General features: G+C 33.6%; 22 protein-coding genes, 1 pseudogene and 1 riboswitch. Of the genes and pseudogenes, 13 read left to right on the plus strand and 10 right to left on the minus strand.

What is annotated here, in order from left to right:
- The first annotated feature begins 285 nt into the window (after positions 1–285).
- A riboswitch (cyclic di-GMP riboswitch) is annotated at positions 286–373 on the plus strand.
- Between the two features lie 62 nt (positions 374–435).
- The 5 genes from THEWI_RS04485 (at position 436) to THEWI_RS04505 (ending at position 4,468) form a co-directional block, all read left to right on the plus strand.
- Positions 436–1,728, plus strand: a complete 1,293-nt coding sequence (locus THEWI_RS04485) for a sigma 54-interacting transcriptional regulator (RefSeq protein ID WP_208854402.1) — start codon at positions 436–438, stop codon at positions 1,726–1,728.
- A 168-nt stretch (positions 1,729–1,896) separates the two neighbouring features.
- Positions 1,897–2,505 (plus strand): cell wall hydrolase, encoded by a 609-nt coding sequence (locus THEWI_RS04490; protein WP_003870315.1) that lies wholly within the window; start codon positions 1,897–1,899, stop codon positions 2,503–2,505.
- 96 nt (positions 2,506–2,601) lie between these two features.
- Entirely contained in the window at positions 2,602–3,144 is a 543-nt protein-coding gene (locus THEWI_RS04495) for a Mur ligase family protein (RefSeq protein ID WP_004397096.1), read from the plus strand.
- 112 nt (positions 3,145–3,256) lie between these two features.
- The gene (locus THEWI_RS04500) at positions 3,257–3,904 is read left to right on the plus strand and encodes a single-stranded DNA-binding protein (RefSeq protein WP_003870313.1); all 648 of its coding nucleotides are present in this window, start codon (positions 3,257–3,259) and stop codon (positions 3,902–3,904) included.
- Between the two features lie 36 nt (positions 3,905–3,940).
- Positions 3,941–4,468 (plus strand): cob(I)yrinic acid a,c-diamide adenosyltransferase, encoded by a 528-nt coding sequence (locus THEWI_RS04505; protein WP_014062615.1) that lies wholly within the window; start codon positions 3,941–3,943, stop codon positions 4,466–4,468.
- A 27-nt stretch (positions 4,469–4,495) separates the two neighbouring features.
- Here THEWI_RS04505 and dapD read toward each other — a convergent pair whose 3' ends face one another.
- The 7 genes from dapD to THEWI_RS04540 form a co-directional block, all read right to left on the minus strand.
- Positions 4,496–5,221 carry a 2,3,4,5-tetrahydropyridine-2,6-dicarboxylate N-acetyltransferase gene (gene dapD, locus THEWI_RS04510; RefSeq protein WP_003870311.1) on the minus strand — a complete coding sequence of 242 codons (726 nt, stop codon included), beginning with the start codon at positions 5,219–5,221 and terminating at the stop codon, positions 4,496–4,498.
- Positions 5,218–5,973 (minus strand): 4-hydroxy-tetrahydrodipicolinate reductase, encoded by a 756-nt coding sequence (gene dapB / locus THEWI_RS04515; protein ID WP_014062616.1) that lies wholly within the window; start codon positions 5,971–5,973, stop codon positions 5,218–5,220. The genes dapD and dapB overlap by 4 nt, the downstream gene beginning before the upstream one ends.
- Positions 5,973–6,866 (minus strand): 4-hydroxy-tetrahydrodipicolinate synthase, encoded by an 894-nt coding sequence (dapA, locus tag THEWI_RS04520; RefSeq protein ID WP_014062617.1) that lies wholly within the window; start codon positions 6,864–6,866, stop codon positions 5,973–5,975. The genes dapB and dapA overlap by 1 nt, the downstream gene beginning before the upstream one ends.
- A gap of 13 nt (positions 6,867–6,879) precedes the next feature.
- Entirely contained in the window at positions 6,880–7,869 is a 990-nt protein-coding gene (locus THEWI_RS04525; protein WP_014062618.1) for an aspartate-semialdehyde dehydrogenase, read from the minus strand.
- 151 nt (positions 7,870–8,020) lie between these two features.
- Positions 8,021–8,836 (minus strand): hypothetical protein, encoded by an 816-nt coding sequence (locus tag THEWI_RS04530; RefSeq protein WP_014062619.1) that lies wholly within the window; start codon positions 8,834–8,836, stop codon positions 8,021–8,023.
- 48 nt (positions 8,837–8,884) lie between these two features.
- Positions 8,885–10,687, minus strand: a complete 1,803-nt coding sequence (locus THEWI_RS04535) for an ABC transporter ATP-binding protein (RefSeq protein WP_003870306.1) — start codon at positions 10,685–10,687, stop codon at positions 8,885–8,887.
- Between the two features lie 12 nt (positions 10,688–10,699).
- Positions 10,700–12,448, minus strand: coding sequence for an ABC transporter ATP-binding protein (locus THEWI_RS04540; protein WP_014062620.1), 1,749 nt, complete (start codon positions 12,446–12,448; stop codon positions 10,700–10,702).
- A 100-nt stretch (positions 12,449–12,548) separates the two neighbouring features.
- Between THEWI_RS04540 and THEWI_RS04545 the strand changes: the two genes are divergently transcribed.
- From THEWI_RS04545 to THEWI_RS04555, 3 genes are all read left to right on the plus strand, one after another.
- Entirely contained in the window at positions 12,549–12,830 is a 282-nt protein-coding gene (locus tag THEWI_RS04545) for a hypothetical protein (protein WP_006570213.1), read from the plus strand.
- A gap of 158 nt (positions 12,831–12,988) precedes the next feature.
- Entirely contained in the window at positions 12,989–14,323 is a 1,335-nt protein-coding gene (gene glnA, locus THEWI_RS04550) for a type I glutamate--ammonia ligase (RefSeq protein ID WP_003870303.1), read from the plus strand.
- A gap of 20 nt (positions 14,324–14,343) precedes the next feature.
- Positions 14,344–14,916 carry an ANTAR domain-containing response regulator gene (locus THEWI_RS04555; protein WP_003870302.1) on the plus strand — a complete coding sequence of 191 codons (573 nt, stop codon included), beginning with the start codon at positions 14,344–14,346 and terminating at the stop codon, positions 14,914–14,916.
- A gap of 20 nt (positions 14,917–14,936) precedes the next feature.
- Here THEWI_RS04555 and iadA read toward each other — a convergent pair whose 3' ends face one another.
- Positions 14,937–16,112 (minus strand): beta-aspartyl-peptidase, encoded by a 1,176-nt coding sequence (iadA, locus tag THEWI_RS04560; RefSeq protein WP_003870301.1) that lies wholly within the window; start codon positions 16,110–16,112, stop codon positions 14,937–14,939.
- A 133-nt stretch (positions 16,113–16,245) separates the two neighbouring features.
- Here iadA and pdxR point away from each other — a divergent pair.
- Positions 16,246–17,678: pseudogene (gene pdxR, locus THEWI_RS15430) on the plus strand (MocR-like pyridoxine biosynthesis transcription factor PdxR).
- A 451-nt stretch (positions 17,679–18,129) separates the two neighbouring features.
- Positions 18,130–18,288, plus strand: coding sequence for a hypothetical protein (locus tag THEWI_RS14160; protein WP_014062067.1), 159 nt, complete (start codon positions 18,130–18,132; stop codon positions 18,286–18,288).
- 70 nt (positions 18,289–18,358) lie between these two features.
- Here THEWI_RS14160 and THEWI_RS04575 read toward each other — a convergent pair whose 3' ends face one another.
- Both THEWI_RS04575 and THEWI_RS04580 read right to left on the minus strand, forming a co-directional pair.
- Positions 18,359–18,757 (minus strand): bactofilin family protein, encoded by a 399-nt coding sequence (locus THEWI_RS04575; RefSeq protein WP_014062621.1) that lies wholly within the window; start codon positions 18,755–18,757, stop codon positions 18,359–18,361.
- Between the two features lies 1 nt (position 18,758).
- Positions 18,759–19,664 carry a M23 family metallopeptidase gene (locus THEWI_RS04580; RefSeq protein WP_014062622.1) on the minus strand — a complete coding sequence of 302 codons (906 nt, stop codon included), beginning with the start codon at positions 19,662–19,664 and terminating at the stop codon, positions 18,759–18,761.
- 173 nt (positions 19,665–19,837) lie between these two features.
- Between THEWI_RS04580 and THEWI_RS04585 the strand changes: the two genes are divergently transcribed.
- The 3 genes from THEWI_RS04585 (at position 19,838) to THEWI_RS04595 (ending at position 20,718) form a co-directional block, all read left to right on the plus strand.
- Positions 19,838–20,179 (plus strand): hypothetical protein, encoded by a 342-nt coding sequence (locus THEWI_RS04585; RefSeq protein ID WP_014062623.1) that lies wholly within the window; start codon positions 19,838–19,840, stop codon positions 20,177–20,179.
- A 65-nt stretch (positions 20,180–20,244) separates the two neighbouring features.
- The gene (locus THEWI_RS04590; protein ID WP_003870296.1) at positions 20,245–20,496 is read left to right on the plus strand and encodes a YkuS family protein; all 252 of its coding nucleotides are present in this window, start codon (positions 20,245–20,247) and stop codon (positions 20,494–20,496) included.
- 18 nt (positions 20,497–20,514) lie between these two features.
- On the plus strand, positions 20,515–20,718 hold the full coding sequence (locus THEWI_RS04595) for a hypothetical protein (protein ID WP_014062624.1): 204 nt from the start codon (positions 20,515–20,517) through the stop codon (positions 20,716–20,718).
- The last annotated feature ends 187 nt before the right edge of the window (positions 20,719–20,905 follow it).

The following is a 20,905-nucleotide window of genomic DNA, read 5'->3' on the forward strand; positions in this document are numbered from 1 at the left end:
TGTTTCTTTCTTCTATTCATCATCTCCTTTCTGTAAGATTTATTTTCTATAATAAAACTCAAGCAATTTTTATGCCAATTTACTGTATATAGACAAAATTAATAAAAGTTTTTAATGTGTATAATTTTTTATACACATTTTTGATACACAAAAGAATGCATAAAACACATACATTTAGAAATTAGTATAAATTTAACGAATTATGTAGAAAAAATCTTTTTTAAAAATAGAAGGAAAATTCATATTTATGTCGAAATAGTAATATAGGAAAATTAGATAAATTTTTGCTGAAAAAGGCAAACTCGTCGAAAGGCGGGGACGCAAAGCTACGGGTCTAATGCAACAGTTTTGCTATGATAGCCGGGTTACCAACATTTATATATAACCTCCTGCCTTTTGGTAGGAGGTTTATTAATTAAGGAAGTGGTGTTTTATATGACTAATAAGGAAAAAATTTATAATATTATTGTAGAAAAAAGTAAAGAATTTGATATTCAAAATTTTTTGATAAGTAGAAAAGGTGGAATCACTACAGAAGAAGTAGCACAATTGCTAAAAATGGCTCGACCAAATGTGTCTTTTATTTTAAATCATCTTGTAAGAGAAGGGAAAATAGTTAAAATTATTTCAAAACCTGTGTATTATATTGAAAAAAATAGATTAGCTTATTTTTTAGGGAATAAGGTTAAGGAAGAAATGCTTCTAAGAGACTTAATTGATTTTTTAAACTTAAGGAAAGAAAAAGAATGTGCTTTTGAAAATATAATAGGACATGATGGCAGCCTCAAAGGACAAATAGAACAGGCCAAAGCAGCTGTATTATATCCTCCTTATGGGCTCCACACTCTTATCATAGGACCGCCTGGCTCTGGTAAATCTTTTTTCGCAGAGATGATGTACAAATTCAGTCTTCAAAATGGTAGGGTAGGACCTCTTGAAGTATTAAATTGTGCGGATTACTATAACAATCCTCAACTTCTTATGTCTCATTTGTTTGGACATGTTAAAGGAGCCTATACTGGAGCTGATGTAGATAAGATAGGTTTAGTCGAAAAAGCCGATAAAGGGATATTATTCCTTGACGAGGTTCACAGATTACCTCCAGAAGGCCAAGAAATGTTATTTTATCTTATTGACAAAGGAGTATATCGGAGATTAGGAGATACTGTTGAAAGAACGGCTAACTTAATGATTGTAGCAGCTACTACAGAAAAACCTGATTCTTTTCTTTTAAAAACTTTTATGAGACGAATACCAGTTATCATCCAACTGCCATCTTTTGATGGAAGGCCTCTAAACGAGAAAATTGAGATAATTGTTTACCTTTTTAAAGAAGAAGCCAAACGGCTAAACTTAAATATTATTGTACATCCAGAGTTAATTTCTTTACTTTTGTCTTTGCAGTATGAGGGAAATATTGGAGAATTAAAATCTATCATTCAATTGCTTTGTTCTAAAGCTTTTTTAATGAATTACGAAACGAAGAGAAATTTTTTAAAAATTGATCTTACTCTGTTGCCCTCCGTTTATTTTAATGTAGGGAAAAGTAAAACGATAAATTTTGATAAATTTTTAATCATTTCCTCTGAAATTGAAAGGGAAATAGACAAATATGATTTTTATGAGTTTATTGCTATGAAGTATAATGAGTTAAAAGAAAAAGGAATAGTAGAAATATTTGAAATTATGTTGGGTGATAATTTTGGGAAAAATGGGAATCATCCATAGATTAGTATATCTAAGAATATATCACTATAATATATCATTCTGGAGATATTTTTAATTAACGGAGAATTATCGGGAAATACAAAGGATGACAATATTGATGCGAGAGTTTATAATTGTAATCGAATTAACTCCTGCTATTGCGCAACAATAGAAAGGAGGAAACTCATGATGAAGAATAAAATTTTGAAAATTGCTGTAGCATATTTAATGATATTTATAATGCTATTTGGAGGAATTACTTCGGCATACGCTTACGACAAAATCCACGTTGTTTCAAAAGGTGAATCATTGTATTTAATAGCGAAATGGTATGGTAGTGATGTAAATAACATAAAACAGGCAAATGGGAATTGGAGCGATTTGATATATCCTGGTGAAAAATTAGTGGTGCCAGTAGATGAAAATAGTGCTTATTACAATTATCTTGTTGACAGATATTTAATCGCAAAAATGATTTATGCTGAAGCTCGTGGAGAAAGCTTTGAGGGTCAGGTCGCTGTAGGTGCGGTGATTTTGAATAGAGTAAAAAGCGGTATTTTCCCAAATACTGTAGCAGGAGTTATATATCAGCCAGATGCTTTTGAGTCTGTAACGAATGGTGAATTTTTCAATCACGAACCTGACCTTACAGCTTTTAAAGCAGCAGATGCAGCTTTAGCCGGATGGGACCCAACAGGAGGAGCCCTATACTTCTTCAATCCAGCTACTTCAACTTCTTGGTGGATATGGACAAGGACAATTACAAATGTGATAGGACACCACTGGTTTGCAATATAGGAAGGCAGAAGCCTTCCTATATTGCATATATTTTACATTATAAAATTTTACTTTTGTAAAAGAATAAGAATAGCATTAAAAATAGGAGCTGATTATATGGTACATATATTTGTAGGAGGAAGTTCAGAAAAAAGTTCTATTATAAAATTTTTATCCTACTGTGTACATTCTAAAGAAATAGTGATAGAAGAGTTAAAGAATTATAAAGAGAGAGCAGATATTTTAATTATCTCTGATATTCTATGTGATGAGGATTTTCACAAGTTAAAAAATTATATTTATAATTTTCCAAGCGGTATTATAATAACAAATGCAGATGATGAGCTATCAAATAAACTCTTTGCACAGGGAATAAATTCTACCCTTATAACATGCGGTTTAAATCCAAAATCTTCCATTACTGCTTCTTCAATATCTTATGAAGATGAAGGTTATGAATTTAATTATTGCGTACAAAGGACTTTTTTTAATTTAAAGGGCAAATTGATAGAGCCAATGGAAATACCTGTTGAAATAAAAGTTCCTGGACAGTATAATATATATAACTCATTATTTGTAATAACTGTATTATTAATTTTAGGATATGAAATTAAAGATATACAAAATGTGGTTAAAACCTTTGAGAATAGTGGGCGGTGATAAATTTTTTGAAGATAATTTTAACGATTACTTTTGCCACCTGTCATAAATGCTTTCCAATTTTAATATATATTTTTAGAAGGACACATAAGGGGAAGGGGAGAGTGAACACATGGCAGGCAACTTTTTGGAGAACAACGTAGTTGTAGTTGTAGGAAAAATTTTTACTGATTTAGAGTACAGTCATGAACTATATGGCGAAGAATTTTTTAATTTTATTTTGGAAGTGCCAAGATTGAGTGAAACAAAGGATTATCTTCCGGTTACTATTTCTAACCGCCTGTTTGAAGGTATGAATTTACAGGTAGGCACAAGGGTAAAGATTGAAGGGCAATTGAGGTCTTATAATAGGAAATCTCCAGAAGAAGGGAAAAATAAATTAATTTTGACCATATTTGCCCGGGACATAATGACGATACCTGAGGAGGAAGTAGTAAAAAATCCAAATGAAATTTTTTTGGACGGCTTTATTTGTAAAAAACCTGTTTATAGAACTACTCCTTTTGGGAGAGAGATAACTGATTTATTAATTGCGGTAAATAGGCCTTATAACAAATCTGATTACATACCTGTCATAGCGTGGGGAAGAAATGCAAGGTTTTCTGAAAAGTTAGAAATAGGAGATCGTATACGCTTATGGGGAAGAGTACAGAGTAGGGAATACCAAAAAAAACTGGGCGATGAAGTGGTTACAAAGGTCGCTTATGAGGTTTCTATTACGAGAATGGAAGTGGTTGAAAAAGAATTACAAAAGAGTTAGAATGGAAATAACAGAGGACACAAGGGGGAATGAGTTTTGGAGAGAGGACTTATACAAGTTTATACTGGAGATGGCAAAGGAAAGACGACGGCTTCTATTGGACTTGGCATAAGAGCGGTGGGAAGAGGCTTTAAAGTTTATATGGTACAATTTCTGAAAGGCACGGATACAGGGGAGTTGCATACACTTAAGAATATTGAAAATTTCAAGGTTTTTAGGTTTCAATCAACAGAAAAGTTTTTTTGGAGTTTAAATGAAGAGGAAAAGAAGATTCTTGCTGAGGATATGAAGAACGCCTATGAATTTGTTGTAGATGTCCTCCAAAACAAAAAGTGCGATATTTTAATTTTAGATGAGATAATGGCGGCAATACATAGTAAAATGTACACAGTGGAAGATGTGTTAAAGTTAATAGATATGAAACCGACGGAGATGGAATTGGTTTTGACAGGAAGGAGTGCTCCTCAGGAGATAATTGAAAAAGCGGATTTGGTTACAGAGATGAAAGCGATTAAACATCCTTTTGAAAAAGGAATACCAGCGAGATACGGAATAGAATATTAAAACACCCGACAAAATCGGGTGTTTTATTTAACCTCGCAAGTCTTCCATGAGTTTTGTTTTTTCACGGGTTTTGTCGTCTACTATTTTTACAATCTTTGCTGGAACTCCTGCAACTACTGTGTTAGGTGGTACATCTTCTGTCACAACTGATCCTGCTGCTACAACAGCTCCATGACCTACTCTTACTCCTTCTAATATAACTGCGTTTGCCCCGACAAGTACGTTATCTTCAAGCACAACTGGTACACTGCTGGGGGGTTCTAATACCCCGGCTATAACAGCTCCAGCTCCTACATGGACGTTTTTGCCTATAATTCCTCTGGCGCCTATTACTGCGTTCATGTCTATCATAGAATTTTCACCAATTTCTGCACCTATGTTTATTACTGCCCCCATCATTATCACAGCGTTTTTGCCTATTTTTACTCGATCTCTAATTATTGCACCTGGTTCTATTCTCGCGTCAAGATGCTTAATATCCAGCAAAGGAATTGCAGAATTTCTGCGGTCGTACTCTAAGCGATAATGTTTTATTTTATCTTTATTTGCTTCAATCAATTTTTCAACGACATCTAGTTCTCCAAAGACGATTTTAAAGTTGTCACAGCCATATACTTCTAATTCTTCGGTTTCTTCAATTTCTATATTCCCTTGTATGTAAGCTCTAACAGGTGTGGTTTTTTTCGCTTCTTTGATATATTTTGCAATTTCATAAGGGTTTGTCAAGTTATCATTTGTGCTCAAAATTATCATCCTTTCTTCACAAGGTCTTCCATTGTATATAAGCCAGGTTTTTGATTTATTATGAATTTTGCAGCTTGTAGGGCACCATAACCAAAAATTTCACGGGATTGGGCAGAGTGACTTATGGTGATTACTTCATCGTGACCTGCAAAAATTACTTGATGTTCACCCACAATTGTGCCGCCCCTTACTGCGTGTATTCCTAACTCGCTTGGCTTTCTCTGTTCAGTTTTAGTATGGCGTCCATACACGTATTCCTTTTTGTCATTTAGCACTTGGTTTATGCTATCTGCAATCATTAACGCAGTGCCACTTGGAGCGTCTTTTTTCATATTGTGATGCTTTTCTATTATTTCTATGTCAAAATCCTGCTGTAAGATTTTTGCAGCTTCTTTTACAAGGTTTATAAGTATGTTTACTCCAAGGGACATATTGGCAGATTTAAAAATCGGTATTTCTTTTGATGCTTCTTCTATAACCTTTAATTCTTCTTCACTAAGTCCAGTCGTGGCAATGACTACAGGAAGCTTCTTTTGTAGAGCGGCTTTCACTAAATTAGGTACAGCTTCATGGTATGAAAAGTCAATTACTACATCTGCTTCTTCTTTTACATCTTTTAAATCGCTGTAAACAGGAAAGTCGAGAGGAGAAGTATTTTTATCTACTCCTGCTACGACTTTGAAACCAGGATTTTCTGCTGCCAATTTTGTTATTACTTTTCCCATTTTTCCATTGCAACCGTGAATTATGATTCTGATCATTAATTTGCCTCCTTCAGCAAACCGTATTTTGTAAGAACAGATTTCAGATATTCTAAGTTTTTATCGCTCATTTCAACAAGTGGGAGGCGCAAAGGTCCTACATTAAATCCCATTAAGTTCATAGCAGTTTTTACGGGTATAGGATTTGTTTCTATAAAAAGGGCTTTATTTAGAGGATTAAGTTCTAACTGCATGTCTCTTGCCCTTTCAATATCTCCATTTAAATAAGCGGTTGTCATTTCATGTATTTTTGCCGGGATTATATTTGCCGTGACAGATATTACGCCTAAGCCACCTAAAGACATTATTGGTATTACTTGGTCGTCATTTCCTGAGTATATTTCAAAAGATTTACCCATAATGCGGGCAATTTCAGCTACCTGTACGATGTCACCACTGGCTTCTTTTACTCCAACTACGTTGTCTACATGTTTACTCAATTCAAGATAAGTTTCTGGCAGCATGTTGAGAGATGTCCTGCCGGGGACATTATAGATAATAATAGGTATGTCTACGTGTCTTGCTATTTCAGTAAAGTGAGCCACTAATCCCTTTTGTGTTGTTTTATTGTAATAAGGTGTTATAACTAAAAGAGCATCAGCACCTGCAGATTGAGCATATTCACTCATTTCAACAGCATGGGCAGTGTTGTTAGAACCGGTCCCTGCAATTACTGGTATTCTTCCGGCGACTTTCTCTACTGTAAATTTAATTGCCGCTTGTTGCTCTTCTTGTGTCATTGTAGAGGCTTCACCAGTGGTACCACATATGATGATAGCATCAGTTCCTTCTTTGATATGCCATTCAATAAGCTCGTCAAGTTTTTCAAAATTTACGCCCTCTTCGTTAAATGGAGTAACAATAGCGACACCTGACCCTTTAAAAACAGGCATAATTATTCTCCTTTCACATATTTTTAATTAAAAGTTCTGCTATTTGAACGGCATTTGTTGCCGCTCCTTTTCTTATGTTGTCGGCTACAATCCACATGTTAAGACCGCTGTAAACTGTCTCATCTCTTCTTATTCTACCTACAAAAACTTCATCTTTTCCTGTAGCATAAGTTGCAAGAGGATAAATATTATTTTGAGGATCGTCTTGTACAACAACTCCCGGGGCATGTTTTAAGACTTCTATTAGTTCTTCCATTTCATAAGGCCTTGCAAATTCTACATTGACAGATTCGCTGTGAGAGTTTGCAACAGGTACTCTTACTGTGGTTGGAGATACCTTTATTGAACTATCTCCCATGATCTTCTTGGTTTCGTTTATCATCTTTAATTCTTCCTTTGTGTATCCGTTTGGTGCGAAAGAATCAATGTGAGGAATACAGTTGTTTGCAATAGGATGAGGGAATACTTGGCATGGTTCTCCTCTTAAACTTCTTTCAAGGTCATCTACACCTTTTTTACCTGCTCCAGACACTGCTTGATAGGTGGATACCACTATTCTTTTTATTTTATATTTGTCGTGAAGAGGCTTTAAAGGAACTACCATTTGAATGGTAGAGCAATTGGGATTTGCTATTATTCCTTTGTGCCATGAAATGTCTTGAGGATTTACTTCAGGGACAACCAAAGGTACATTTTCATCCATTCTCCAAGCACTGGAATTGTCAATTACAACTACGCCATGAGAAGCAGCTATTGGAGCGAATTGTTTGCTTATAGTTGCACCAGCAGAAAAAAGAGCGATTTGAATGTCTCTTTTAAAACTTTCTTCAGTAAGTTTTTCTACAATGTATTCATTACCTCTAAATGTGATTTTTTGACCTGCAGATTTTGACGAAGCAAATAAATAAAGTTTGTCAACTGGGAAATTTCTATCTTCCATTACTTTAAGAAAAGTCCTACCTACCATTCCGGTAGCTCCTACAATTGCTACATTAACTCCCATTATTATCCTCCTCTAAAGTTCTAAAATTATGACAATATTTCAATTATACTGCATTAAAGCAGGTTTATTTAATTTAAAATATATCATTATTATTATATGAAGTCAATAAAATAAGGATTACAGATGAACAAAAAGCCTAAAAAGTAATTTTCTACTTTTTAGGCTTTGCGTTTTTTTCAAGAGATTTTATATTTTGTAAAAGTACTTCTGCCTTTATTTTAGTTAAAACTTTATTTTGAGATTTTATTGCTTTTTGTAATTCAGTAATTCCTGCCTCAAATTTGTCAGCTGAATTTTTTGCTTCTTTAGGAAGTTTTGGCTTAAAAGTTTGCCACACAGAATTTATATCTATCAAATCTTTTGAAATTTCTTCCCACTTTTGCACTTCACTTTTAAAAGCGATATCTTGAGCGTAAAATTTTAATCGTTTTATGTCAGTAGGCGCCTCTGTTTGAAAAAGGTCTTCTAAATCAGGAATATATTTATACATATTATTTGCATATATCAAAACATCAATTTTTGATTTTTTATTTGCTATAATAGTAAGGTCATTTATAGCGGCACTCATACTATTTATTAGATTTAATTTTGCTCCTTCTTTAGTAACTAAAGGAGTTAATGAGTTCCAATCTGTATGAATATCTTTTATTGCTTTGTTAATTTCTTCCCAAGATTTATCTTCAGGAGTTTTCTTTGGTGATTTTTTATCCTCTTCCTTTTTATCTTTTTTTTCTTTATCACTTTGTTTTTCCTGATCACTTTGTGGTTTTTCCTTTATTTTCTGTGCTTCTTTTATTATTTTTTCTATATTTTTTTCTATTTTAGATAGTTCTTTTGGTACTTCTGTTTTTTGACTTGTTTGAGGCTTTTTTTGAGGTTTATTTTGTTGTTTATTTTTACAGCCTGATAAGTTGAATAAAAGTAAGAAAATAAAGATGGCACATACTATTTTAGAGTATTTTCTCATACTATCACCTCAAAAATAGTATGTCCATCATAAATCTTAGTATGCTACTTATGCTTCTTTTTCTATTAATTGGTCTTTGTACTGCAACATATATAAGTTATAATACAGACCTTTCTTTTGCAAAAGCTCGTTGTGAGTACCCATTTCTCTTATGCGTCCCTTGTGAAGTACAATTATTTTATCTGCATGCTGTATTGTAGATAGTCTATGGGCTATTACAAGGGTAGTACGGCCTTTTGTTAGTTTTTTTAATGCATCTTGTATAAGCCTTTCTGTTTCTGTATCAATATTCGCTGTTGCTTCATCTAATACTAATATTTTTGGATTAAAAGCTAAAGCTCTTGCAAAGGCTAAAAGCTGTCTCTGACCGGCCGACAAAGTAGAGCCTCTTTCGGTTACTTTTGACTCATAGCCTTCTGGAAGTTTTTTTATAAAGTGATGAGCATTTACATATTTTGCTACCATGTAAATATCGTTGTCTGTTATGTTTTTGTTGTTTAGTCTTATGTTTGATTTAATATCTCCCGTAAAAAGAAAGACATCTTGTAATACAACACCTATATGTTTTCTTAAATCTTGTTGCCTTACTTTTCTTATGTCAATTCCGTCAATTAAAATTTCTCCTTTTTGTATGTCATAAAATCGACTTAAAAGGCTTATTATAGAGCTTTTTCCTGCACCAGTTGCCCCTACAAAAGCTACTGTCTCGCCAGGATTGACCACAAAACTTACATCTTTTAATACCCACTCTTTTCCGTTGTAAGAAAACCAAACATTTTTAAATTCTATTTTTCCTTGGATGTCTTCTAAAGGAATAGGTTTTTCAGGGTCCTTTATTTGTTCTTTTGTATCTAAAAGTATAAAAATTCTTTCTGCTGAAGCCATTGCCGATTGAAGTATGTCATATTTTTCTGATATATCAAAAATTGGCTGAAACAGTTGTTGCAGATAATTTACAAAAGCGTAAAGTACGCCAAATTCAATTTTGTGAGATATTATGTCTTTCCCACCATACCAGATTAAAAGAGCCAAAGTTAAAGAATATATTACATCCATAGAAGGACGGAATATTGCAAAAATTGTAAGCTGCCTCATGTTAGCGTCATAATAATCTTTATTTATTTTTTCAAATTCTTTGCTTTTTTTATGCTCTGTTACAAAAAGTTGTACAATTTTCATCCCACTTATATGTTCTGAAAGAAAAGCATTTATTCTGGCAAGGCGAACTCTTACAAGTCTATAGGCTTGTGAAGCTAATTTTCTGTATATGTACATTCCTCCAATAATTAACGGAGTAGTAGAGAGGCTGATTAATGCAAGTTTTACATTATAACTTACCATGGCAATGATTATTCCTAATATTATAAAGATGTCATTAAAAAGGTTTGCTATAACACTTGTGTACAATTCATTTAAAGTGTCAGTGTCGTTTGTAACACGGGTCACCAACCTTCCTACAGGGTTTTTATCAAAAAATGATAATGATAAACTCTGTAGATGTTCAAATATCTGTTGCCTTAAGTTAAAAATTATTTTTTGACCTGTGTATTGAATCAAATAAATCTGTCCATAATTTATGATAAAGGCTACGGTTATGATTATTAAATACAAAATCCCTATATGTGTAACGCCATTTATTGCTTCTACTTTAGGAATGTTAGGATTATTTATATAGTTATCAATAGCTTTTTGGACGAGGTATGGTCGTAAAAGGTTTGATGCTGTTACTAAAAGTATACCTACAGCTGCTATAAAAATGTACAACCAGTAAGGTTTAGCGTATGTCAAAAGCCTTTTCATGATTTTAATGTCAAAAGGTTTGGTCATTACTTCTTCTTGTTGGTATTCCATTTTATCACCGCCTTAAACCTCTTTTAATATTGCATCTTCTAATTGCTGTTTTTCATATATGCTGTTATAAAGACCTTTTAGCTTAATAAGCTCTTCATGGGTTCCCCTTTCAACTATTTCTCCATTATCTAATACTATAATTTCATCAGCGTTTTTTATAGTAGAGATTCTATGAGAGACGATTATAGTTGTTCTATCTTTCATATATTCGCGTAAATTGTTTAGTATGGTTTCTTCTGTGTTTGTATCTACAGCAGAGAGACTATCATCTAAAATAAGGATTTTTGGTTCTTTTATTAAAGCCCTTGCGATAGCTATCCTTTGCTTTTGACCGCCTGAGAGAGTTACTCCTCTTTCGCCTACAATTGTTTGATATTGCTGTGGAAAGTCCATTATATCTTTATGTACATCTGCCATTGAAGCAAATTCTTGTATTTTTTCTAGAGGTTCTTCATTGACAAAGGCTATATTATTGGCTATAGTATCTGAAAATATAAAGTTGTCCTGAGGTACAAAACCCATGTTTTGTCTTAGAACTTTTAAAGGTATTTCGTTGATGTCATGCCCATCAATAAATATGGTATCTTGCGGTACTTTATAAAGTCTTGCAAGTAAATTTACAAGAGTGCTTTTACCACTGCCGGTTTTACCTATTATAGCCAGAGTTTTTCCCTTTGGAAGACTTATGTTTATATTTTTTAAAACAGGAGGTAGGCCTTTTTTATAAGAAAATGAGAGATTTTTTATTTCTATATTTCCTTCAATTAGTGTAATATTTGGATCTGCATAGTTATCGGTTATTTCTGGTACTTCACTGAAAATTTTATTAAGCCTTTCCATAGAAGCAGAACCTCTTTGAAAAATATTTATCACCCAGCCAAAAGCCATCATAGGCCAGATGAGCATTCCAAGGTAACTGGTAAATGCTACAAAATCACCCAAAGTGATTATCCCTTTTATTACTTGTATTCCACCGTAAAGCAAAGCTATTGTAAAACTTAATGCTGCTAAAAATTGAACAGTAGGGTCAAATAATCCCCAGATTTTAATCATGTTCATATTTGTTTTAAAATTTCTTAAATTTTCCTGTCTGAAGTTTTCTATTTCTTCTTTTTCTTGAACAAAGGCTTTAATAACTCTGATACCGGATATGCTTTCTTGAACTTTATCTGTTAAAGAGGAAAAAGCTTCTTGAACTTTTAAAAATCTTGAGTGAATGAGTTTGCCAAAGCGAGTGACTACCAATGCGATAATAGGTAAAGGCAGAAGTGCTAATATAGTCAATTTTGGATCGATAGTAAAAATCATTATGATTATTATGGATATGCCTAAAAATAATGCATCTACAGACATTACAATTCCAGGTCCTACTGCCATTCTGACGGCGTTTATGTCATTGGTGGCATGAGCCATTAAATCACCTGTTTTGTGTTCATTGTAATATTGTGGCGAAAGTTCAAGAAACTTAGCAAAAAGTTGTTCCCTTAGTTCTTTTTCCAAAAGCCTTGACATCCCCATTATTTTCATACGCCAAATAAATCTAAAAGCAAATACCAAAATAGCTATACCTATTATCCAAAACGAATACGTTAATAGTACTTTTGGAGTTAAATCTTTACTTTTAAATAAATCAGTTACTGAACCTAGTAAATGGGGAACTATCATTTGAAGCAAGTCTACTGCTAATAAAAAAATTATACCTATTATGTAATCCCACTTGTGCTTTTTTATAAATGGAATAACTGTTGTAAAACTTTTCATAAAATCCCCCCTGAAACTACAGACAGGCATAATTATTTTTGGATATAATATAATTATAACGTAAACATTTAAAATTTCAAAAAAGGAAGGAGGTGTTAAAATGTGGAATTATAAACTCAAAAAAATATCTGTTTTGTCAGTTTTTAAATTTACTTTGATTTACGGGATTGTGATAGGCCTAATTCTGGGACTCATTGGTGGTTTATTTGGTGGACTTTTTGTAAACAGCTTTGGAGCTTTTGGTGCAGGAATAATTGGTGGCCTCATTGGCGGAATAGTTTATGGCATAATTTTTTCTATAGTTAGTGCTTTTGGAGCATGGCTTTTCAACGTAGTTTCTGGCTGGATTGATGGCATTGACATACTAGTAGAGAAAAAATAGCAAAAAATTATTAAAACTATATTGCACTGTGAAAAAAATGTGATATAATATTTCTTAGTTAAAATTTAATAATAATTTATAGGGAAGGCAAGGGCGTCTTCAAATGGGTATTGGCACCCTATTTGAGTGCGCCCTTAATTTATTAGAGGAGGAAGATTATGGGTAAAAAATATAGCAAAGAGGATGTTTTAAAACTGGCAAATGAGTATGGAGTGGAATATGTACATCTTCAATTCAGTGACATCTTTGGAGTCATGAAAAATGTTTCTATCCCAGTAGAAGAACTAAATAAAGCTCTCAACAATGAAATTATGTTTGACGGATCTTCAATTGACGGATTTGTGAGAATCGAAGAATCAGACATGTATTTAAGGCCGGATCCTGATACGTTTGTGATCTTCCCATGGAGGACAAACTCTGGTGTAGAGGCAAGACTCATATGTGATATTTACAATTACGATGGAACTCCCTTTGAAGGAGACCCTCGCTATGTTTTAAAAAGAAATTTAGAAGAGGCGAAGAAATTAGGTTATCAATTTAATGTAGGGCCTGAATGCGAGTTTTATCTCTTTTTGACGGATGAAAAGGGTAATCTTACAACAATAACTCAAGACGATGCAAGTTATTTTGACATGGCACCTGTGGACTTAGGAGAAAGCGCAAGAAAAGAAATGGTATCCACTCTTAAGCAACTAGGGTTTCAAATTGAAGCATCTCATCATGAAGTAGGACCAGGACAACATGAGATAGATTTCAAATATGACGATGCATTAACTACTGCTGACAATGTGATGACTTTTAAAATGGTGGTAAGAATAATTGCTCAAAAACATGGGTTACACGCCACCTTTATGCCAAAACCAGTTTTTGGTATTGCGGGTTCTGGAATGCATATGAACATGTCACTTACAAAAGATGGTAAAAATGCTTTTTATGACCCTTCTGACCCTATAGGGCTAAGTAAAGTATGTTATAACTATATAGGAGGAATTATAAAACATGCAAAAGCTATGACAGCTATTACTAACCCTATTGTTAATTCTTATAAACGCCTAGTTTCAGGCTATGAAGCTCCTGTAAATATTGCTTGGTCTGCAAGAAACAGAAGTCCTTTAATACGAATTCCTGCCAAAAGAGGAGAATCTACAAGAATAGAGCTTAGAAGTCCTGATCCAACCAGCAATCCTTATCTTGCTTTGGCTGTTGCATTGGCAGCAGGATTAGATGGTATAAAGAATAATATAACACCGCCACCACCTGTAAATGCAAATATATACCATATGAATAAAGAAGAATTAGAAAACTTAGGAATTGAAAGACTGCCAGGCTCTTTAGAAGAAGCTTTAAACGAGTTAGAAAAGGATGAAGTTATAAAAGAAGCATTAGGCGATCATGTGTATACAAAATTCTTGGAGGCTAAAAGAGCAGAATGGGATGAGTACAAAATATACGTTACTCAGTGGGAATTAGATCAATATCTTTCTAAATTCTAAGTTAAATTAGAGGTGTCTCGATGAGCCAATGGCGAATTGTTTTAGCAGACAGTAGCGATTTGTCTCGGCAGTTCATAAAGAATGTGTTATTAGCGAATGGACACTTGGTTTATGAAGCGAGAGATGGCGGAAGTGCTATAAGGCTTTGTCGCGCTCTCGCTCCTGATTTAGTTATAGCGGATTTGAATCTTGCCAATATAAATGGTTTTGAAGTTGGACGCATTATAAATGAAGATGATATAGCACCTGTAATTTTGATGACTTCTACTCTTCAAAGAGATTTTCTTGAGGAAATAAGAAAATATTCTGTATTTTCTTATTTATTAAAACCAGTAGACAGAGGGGTACTTTTGTCGACAGTTGAATTTGTCATAGAAAATTACAAAAAGTTTAGGAGCATGAAAGAAGAAATTCAAAAATTAAAGCATGAACTTGAAGCGAGAAAAAAGATTGAAAAAGCAAAAGGGTATATTATGAAAGCTAAAGGATTGAGTGAAGAGGAAGCTTATAAAATTATGAGAAAGATGAGCATGGATTTGTCAATTCCAATGGAAATAATAGCTGAAATGATATTGCAAGAATATAAAGAATAAGAGGCGTGAGACCGCCTCTTTTATTCTTCAAACATGCTTTTTTTTACTATTTTTTTATCTTTTATCATGAATACTCCTTTTGCAATGACAGAATGAATATTTAAATTGCTATCTAATACTACTATATCCCCGTCTGATTTTTCCTTGATACACCCCTTGTTTGGATATAAATTCAACACTTTTGCTACATTTTCTGTTATTATTTTAATTGCTTGTTCTATTGGCAGTATCCCTTCCACTATAACTTCTCTTAAATCGCGGTATAGAGTTTGTGCACTTCCCACCATAACCTTTACCAATCGCTTATTTTCATCAAATACTGGAATGCTACCGTTACTGTCAGAACTCATAGTTACCTTTTCTATTGGCAATTTATTTTCTATAATTTTTTTAATTGCTTCTTTAGGGGTTAAAGCAGTTTTTGTGTGGGCGTCCGGCTTTATATCAGAAGTAAGGTCAATTACGCCACCCATTTCTATAAATTTCAATCCTTGTTCAAATAAATGTCCTATTCTGTTTATATGAGTAGGAACAAATTGCGTAATAGGTATTTCAGTATTTTCCACTATTTCAAATAACGGGGACAATCCTCTTATTCCATCTCCAACGTGTAAGTGAACTATTCCAGGTTTACCACCCAAAAGTCCTCCAACTCTTGCTTCTGCAGCAAGTTTTGTTAAATCTTCAGTAGTTGGTTGTGCAGACCTGTGATCTGAAATGGCAATTTCTCCAGTACCTATTACTTTGTCGATTAAAACTAAATCAGACCTTACACTTCCTGTTAAAGTGCGGGTGGGAAGTTCATAAGCACCGGTATATATGTAGGTAGTTATGCCTTCTTGCTCTAAAGCCCTCGCTTTTGCAAGAAGAGAAGCCATGCTTCTGGTTATTCCATCTGCTCCCAAGAGGCCTACAACTGTAGTTATTCCACCTTTTGTGATATCAGATAGAGTTATTTCAGGTGTCCTTGTGACTGGTCCTCCTTCTCCACCGCCTCCTGCGATGTGGACGTGTTGGTCAATGAATCCGGGAACTATGATAAAGCCTTGCAAATCTACAATTTCTACATTTCCAAATTCCTTCATAGGTTTTATTTCATCAGCAATTCTTATTATTTTTCCATTGCAGATTAAAATATCTTTTCTACCTAAAGGCTGAGGAGAGTAAACTTCTCCACCTTTTAAAAGTAAAAACATGTTCTCACCTCATTTGCTTTCTTTATAATATTTCTTCTCCCATATCCATTATAATACATTTTAAAATTAAAAAGAATTTTTGTCATGATAATGATATAATAATTGTAGCGATACAATTTTGCGAGGGATGGATATGAATAAAATAACAATTGATAAAAGTAAAAATGTACCTTTGTATATTCAGTTGTACAGCCAAATAAAAAGATTTATAGAGAATGGCAGCCTGCCAGGCGGTTATAAACTCCCCACTATAAGAAGCCTTGCAAAGGAGTTGGGAGTAAACAATATTACAGTGATAAACGCTTATAAGCTTTTAGAACAAAATGGATATGTATATACTAAGGTAGGAAGTGGTACTTATGTATGTGAAGATATAAAAAAAGAGGAGGACCTTGATGAAACCTTTAAATTAACAGACCAAGGAGAAATTCCCTTAAGGAAAGGAATTATAAATTTTGCTTCTTCATCTCTTAATCCAGAGCTTTTTCCAGTGGAGGATTTTGGAGATTTAATCAATAGAGTATTGAGAAGAGATGGAGGATATGCATTTGAGTATCAAGACACAAGAGGATATAAACCATTAAGAGAATCTATAAAAGAATTTGTAAAGAAAGATGAAATATTTACTTATGTTGAAAATATACAGGTAATTTCTGGGGGACAGCAAGGTATAGATGTAGTATCGAAAGCGCTAATAAATTTTGAAGATAGCATAATTGTTGAAAGACCCACCTATTCGTGGGCTTTAGCCTCTTTTGAATCGAGAGGAGCAGAGATTTTAGAAGTAGATTTGCAAAAAGATGGCATAAATTTAGAGGAATTAGAGGATAAGTTAAAGAAGTTTAAGCCTAAGTTCATATATACTATACCTAATTTTCACAATCCGACCGGCATTGTCTATAGTGAGGATAAAAAAAGAAACTGATAGAGCTAGCGGAAAAATACGAGACTTATGTATTAGAAGATGATTTTGCCAGTGATTTAAGTTTTACAGAAGAAAAGATATTGCCACTTAAGGCCTATGATAAATATGACAGAGTCATTTATATAAGAAGTTTCTCAAAGATATACATGCCTGGCTTGAGGTTAGGGTTTATAATTGCTCCTGAAAGGTTAGTAAGTAGTTTTTTAAAAGCAAAATATGTGACAGATTTATCTACTTCAGGTTTAATGCAAAGAGCCTTTGATTTATATCTTAGAGAAAATATTTGGAAAAGCCATATTGGGGAAATAAAACAAGTGATGAAAAAAAGATTTGAAAAGATGGGTAAAGGGCTTCAAACATTAAAAAATTATGTAGAGTTTGAATATCCTAAAGGGGGTTTTTACTACTGGTTAAGGCTTAAAAACAATATTTCTGCTAAAAATTTGTATTCTAAATGTTTAGAGAGAAATTTACTTATAGTTCCAGGGGATATGTTTTTTGCAATAAAAAAAGAAAACAATTTTATAAGATTAAGTTTTGCCTCTTGTGAGCTGGAGGAGATAGAAAAAGGGATAAATATACTGAAAGAGGTTTTAGAAGGAGAATCTAATGAAAACGGCATATATCTTCCTATAATATAAAAAAGGCCGTAAGATGGCCTTTTTATTTTGTGTGCGCCCGGCATGGGCGATAGCTAGGCGGTGAAAGTCCGCTGTGGGCTTGGTAGTGGGAACCACTAGCCGAGAGCAAGGGTGTCCATCGTGAGGTGGAATCTGAAGGAAGCTTAAGGCAAAATCTCGGTCTGATGAACAAGAACCAGATAAGAGGCTGAATTGGGATGGATGAGTTTGCACATCAAAACAAAGTCCAACACTACCCGAATCCCATACAGTAAATCTGGCAGATATATGAGATGAAAGCAATCGTTCTTACCCGGGGAGGTCTCAAGGATAAGTCATGGAAGTAAAATATGAAGTGACAACCCATACAGTGATGTATGGCTGAACCTTGAGAAGTCAGCAGAGGTCATAGTACTTATCTAGACATGAATAGATAAGGAAGGACTGAACATTAGGAGGTTTCGGAAATCTTATGAACTCGAGAGATATGCGAAGACTGCAGACAACTCAACAAAGAGGCTATCCGTTGGATAGAGAAAGGGAATTTCAAAAGACAACGGAAGTGCATAGTATATCATCGGCGTCAAGGGATGGAAGAAATGATGTACTAAGAATTGTACATAATTCCTAATGAACCGCCGTATACCGAACGGTACGTACGGTGGTGTGAGAGGACGCTGAATAAAATAATTATTCAGCTCCTACTCGATTTGTTCATCTTTTTTGTTAAAATCTGAAGGAGAAGACTTTGTCATTTTAGACTTTCCTTCAAAAATAGCTCCCTCTTCAATTATCAAATTTTGAACTTCTATATCTCCATAAAGTTTTCCAGTAGAAGTAAGTTGTAGCTGGCCTTTGGCAAATATATTTCCCTTTACTTCACCTGAAACGATTATATTATCTGTTGTTATATTCGCTTCTATTTTTGCTGACTCACCTATTACAACATTTCCTTTTGTTTCTATTTGACCTGTAAAATTACCGTCTATCCTTAGAGTGCCTTCTGATTTAATTGTGCCTTCAAAAGTTGAATTTTTTCCTATGACGGTATCAATTTTGTCTGGATTAACTTCTACAATCTGTTCTCTTTTTTGAAACATATCAATTCCCCTTTGCAAGATATTTCATTGGATCTACAGGATTGCCATTTACTCTAATCTCAAAGTGAACATGAGGTCCAGTGCTTCTTCCGGTATTCCCTGATTTTGCTATTATATCGCCTCTTTTTACACTTTGACTTACTTTGACAAGAATCTGAGAATTATGTCCATATACTGACTGAATCCCATAACCATGGTCTATGATTACCACATTACCATATCCTGATAACCATCCTGCATATGTAACTACACCTTTTCCAGCGGCTTTTACTGGAGTTCCTACAGGTACCGATATGTCAATTCCAGGGTGAAATTCACTTCCATATCCAAAAGGAGACTTTCTCGTTCCAAAAGAGGAGGTTGTTGTACCATATACTGGATAAACACTGGGTATTGAATTCAGATAATCAAGTTGAGCTGCTACTTTTGAAATAAGGTCTTGTAAATTTTGTGTTTTTTGATCTATTTCCGAAATAAGTTCAGCGGTTGTTTCATTGTCATAAGATATGTTGCTTTCACCTCTAATATCTCTTGATACATTGCCACGGCTTGGAGTGGAAGTGGATAATCCCACCATACGCCTTACCTTTTCTTCTAATTCATCTAGGCCTTTAATTTTTTCATTGACCAATTGAGCATTTTTGTCTAAAGTAGCTATTTTTTTGTCTTGTTCTTCTTTAAGGGAGGTTAGTTGCGCGATTTTTTTATCTTTTTCTGCTATTACAGTGTATAGGTAAGCAGTTGTTTTGCCAAAATAGACTAAAGAAATTGTAGCAGCCATAATTATTGAAAAAGCCACTATTACTACGGTTTTTATTAGGGGAATAGAAATTTTAAAGCTTTTGATTTGTTGATTTGAGTCAGGAATAATCATAATATTGAGGTATTTTTCTTTTTTCTTTTTCATTTATACCCCCACCCTAAAAAAATAGACAACTATACTTATTCTATATAAAGGTGTCAAAATCCTGCTAAAAAATCAAATTTTAAATTTTTATAATATTATGATAAATTATTTTAATTTGCTTTTGTGATATAATCAAAATGTAATTTATAGAAGTGGAGAAATTGAGGTGGAGTATGAAAAAAGGAATTATTTTAGGAATTGTGTTGGGAATAATAGCAATAGTGCTTAACATTATAGTAAATGGTTTTTTTACTTCTTTCGTATATTATAGCAATTATCTTTTTTTAATAGGAGTTGGTATAGGATTATTAGGGGGCGTATTGTATATTTCTTATTGGATCAATGATTTAAGACTTGTCAAAAAAATTTATTATAGAGAAGAGTTACCAGAACGGCGAGATGAGATAAAATTTATAAAAATATGGGGAAGCTATCTTATTATTGCCATGTTAGTAATGTGGTTTTTGTCTTTCATAGTTGTCTTAGTCGGAGAAGCAATTAGAGGTATAAAATAATTGGTATAGAGAATACTACTATTTGAAAATACTACTATTTAATAAGAGCTACAGGAGGTGTTGGTGTGGGGAAAAGAGTAGCGGTAGAAAGTCAGCTTTCCAATATTAAAGAGTATTTAAAGCAAAAAGGATATGAAGTTGTAGAATTAAAAGAAACTCTTTCAGAAAAAAACAATTTAAATGCCTATGATGCCATAGTTATAACAGGGCAAAGTAGAAATATGCTAGGCATAGATGATATTTCGACAAAAGTTCCGGTGATAGATGCAACGGGAATGAGTCCTTTTGATGTAGAAGAAAGTATAAAAAGATTATAATTACAGGTGGTGAATTTTGTGGCAAGCACTGAACAATTGAAAGCTGTTGGAAGAAGCTGTGAGGATTTTGAGTTAGATCCATCTCGCTATGGAAATAATTTGAGTATGTCTGTGTCTTTACAAGAAAGAAGCTGCGAAATATGTCAACATTGGGATGTGAATAGAAAAATTTGCAGAATAGGAGTTTTTGATGAAGTTTTATCAAGCCTTGATCAGACTTAAATCTTGAAATGTCAAAAGGATTTTTTTAAACTTTGTAGAATATAATATACTTATAAGACTAATTTAAGGATTTAAGTGTGGGATTAAAATGAGAGGGAAAATTTTACAATTTAATAATAAAACGCGAGAGGAAAAGCTCTCGCGTTTTTTGTTTTATTGCGATAAAGAATTAACGTAAAAAGGAGGG

The organism is Thermoanaerobacter wiegelii Rt8.B1, assembly GCF_000147695.2.
GTDB classification, from domain to species: domain Bacteria; phylum Bacillota; class Thermoanaerobacteria; order Thermoanaerobacterales; family Thermoanaerobacteraceae; genus Thermoanaerobacter; species Thermoanaerobacter ethanolicus.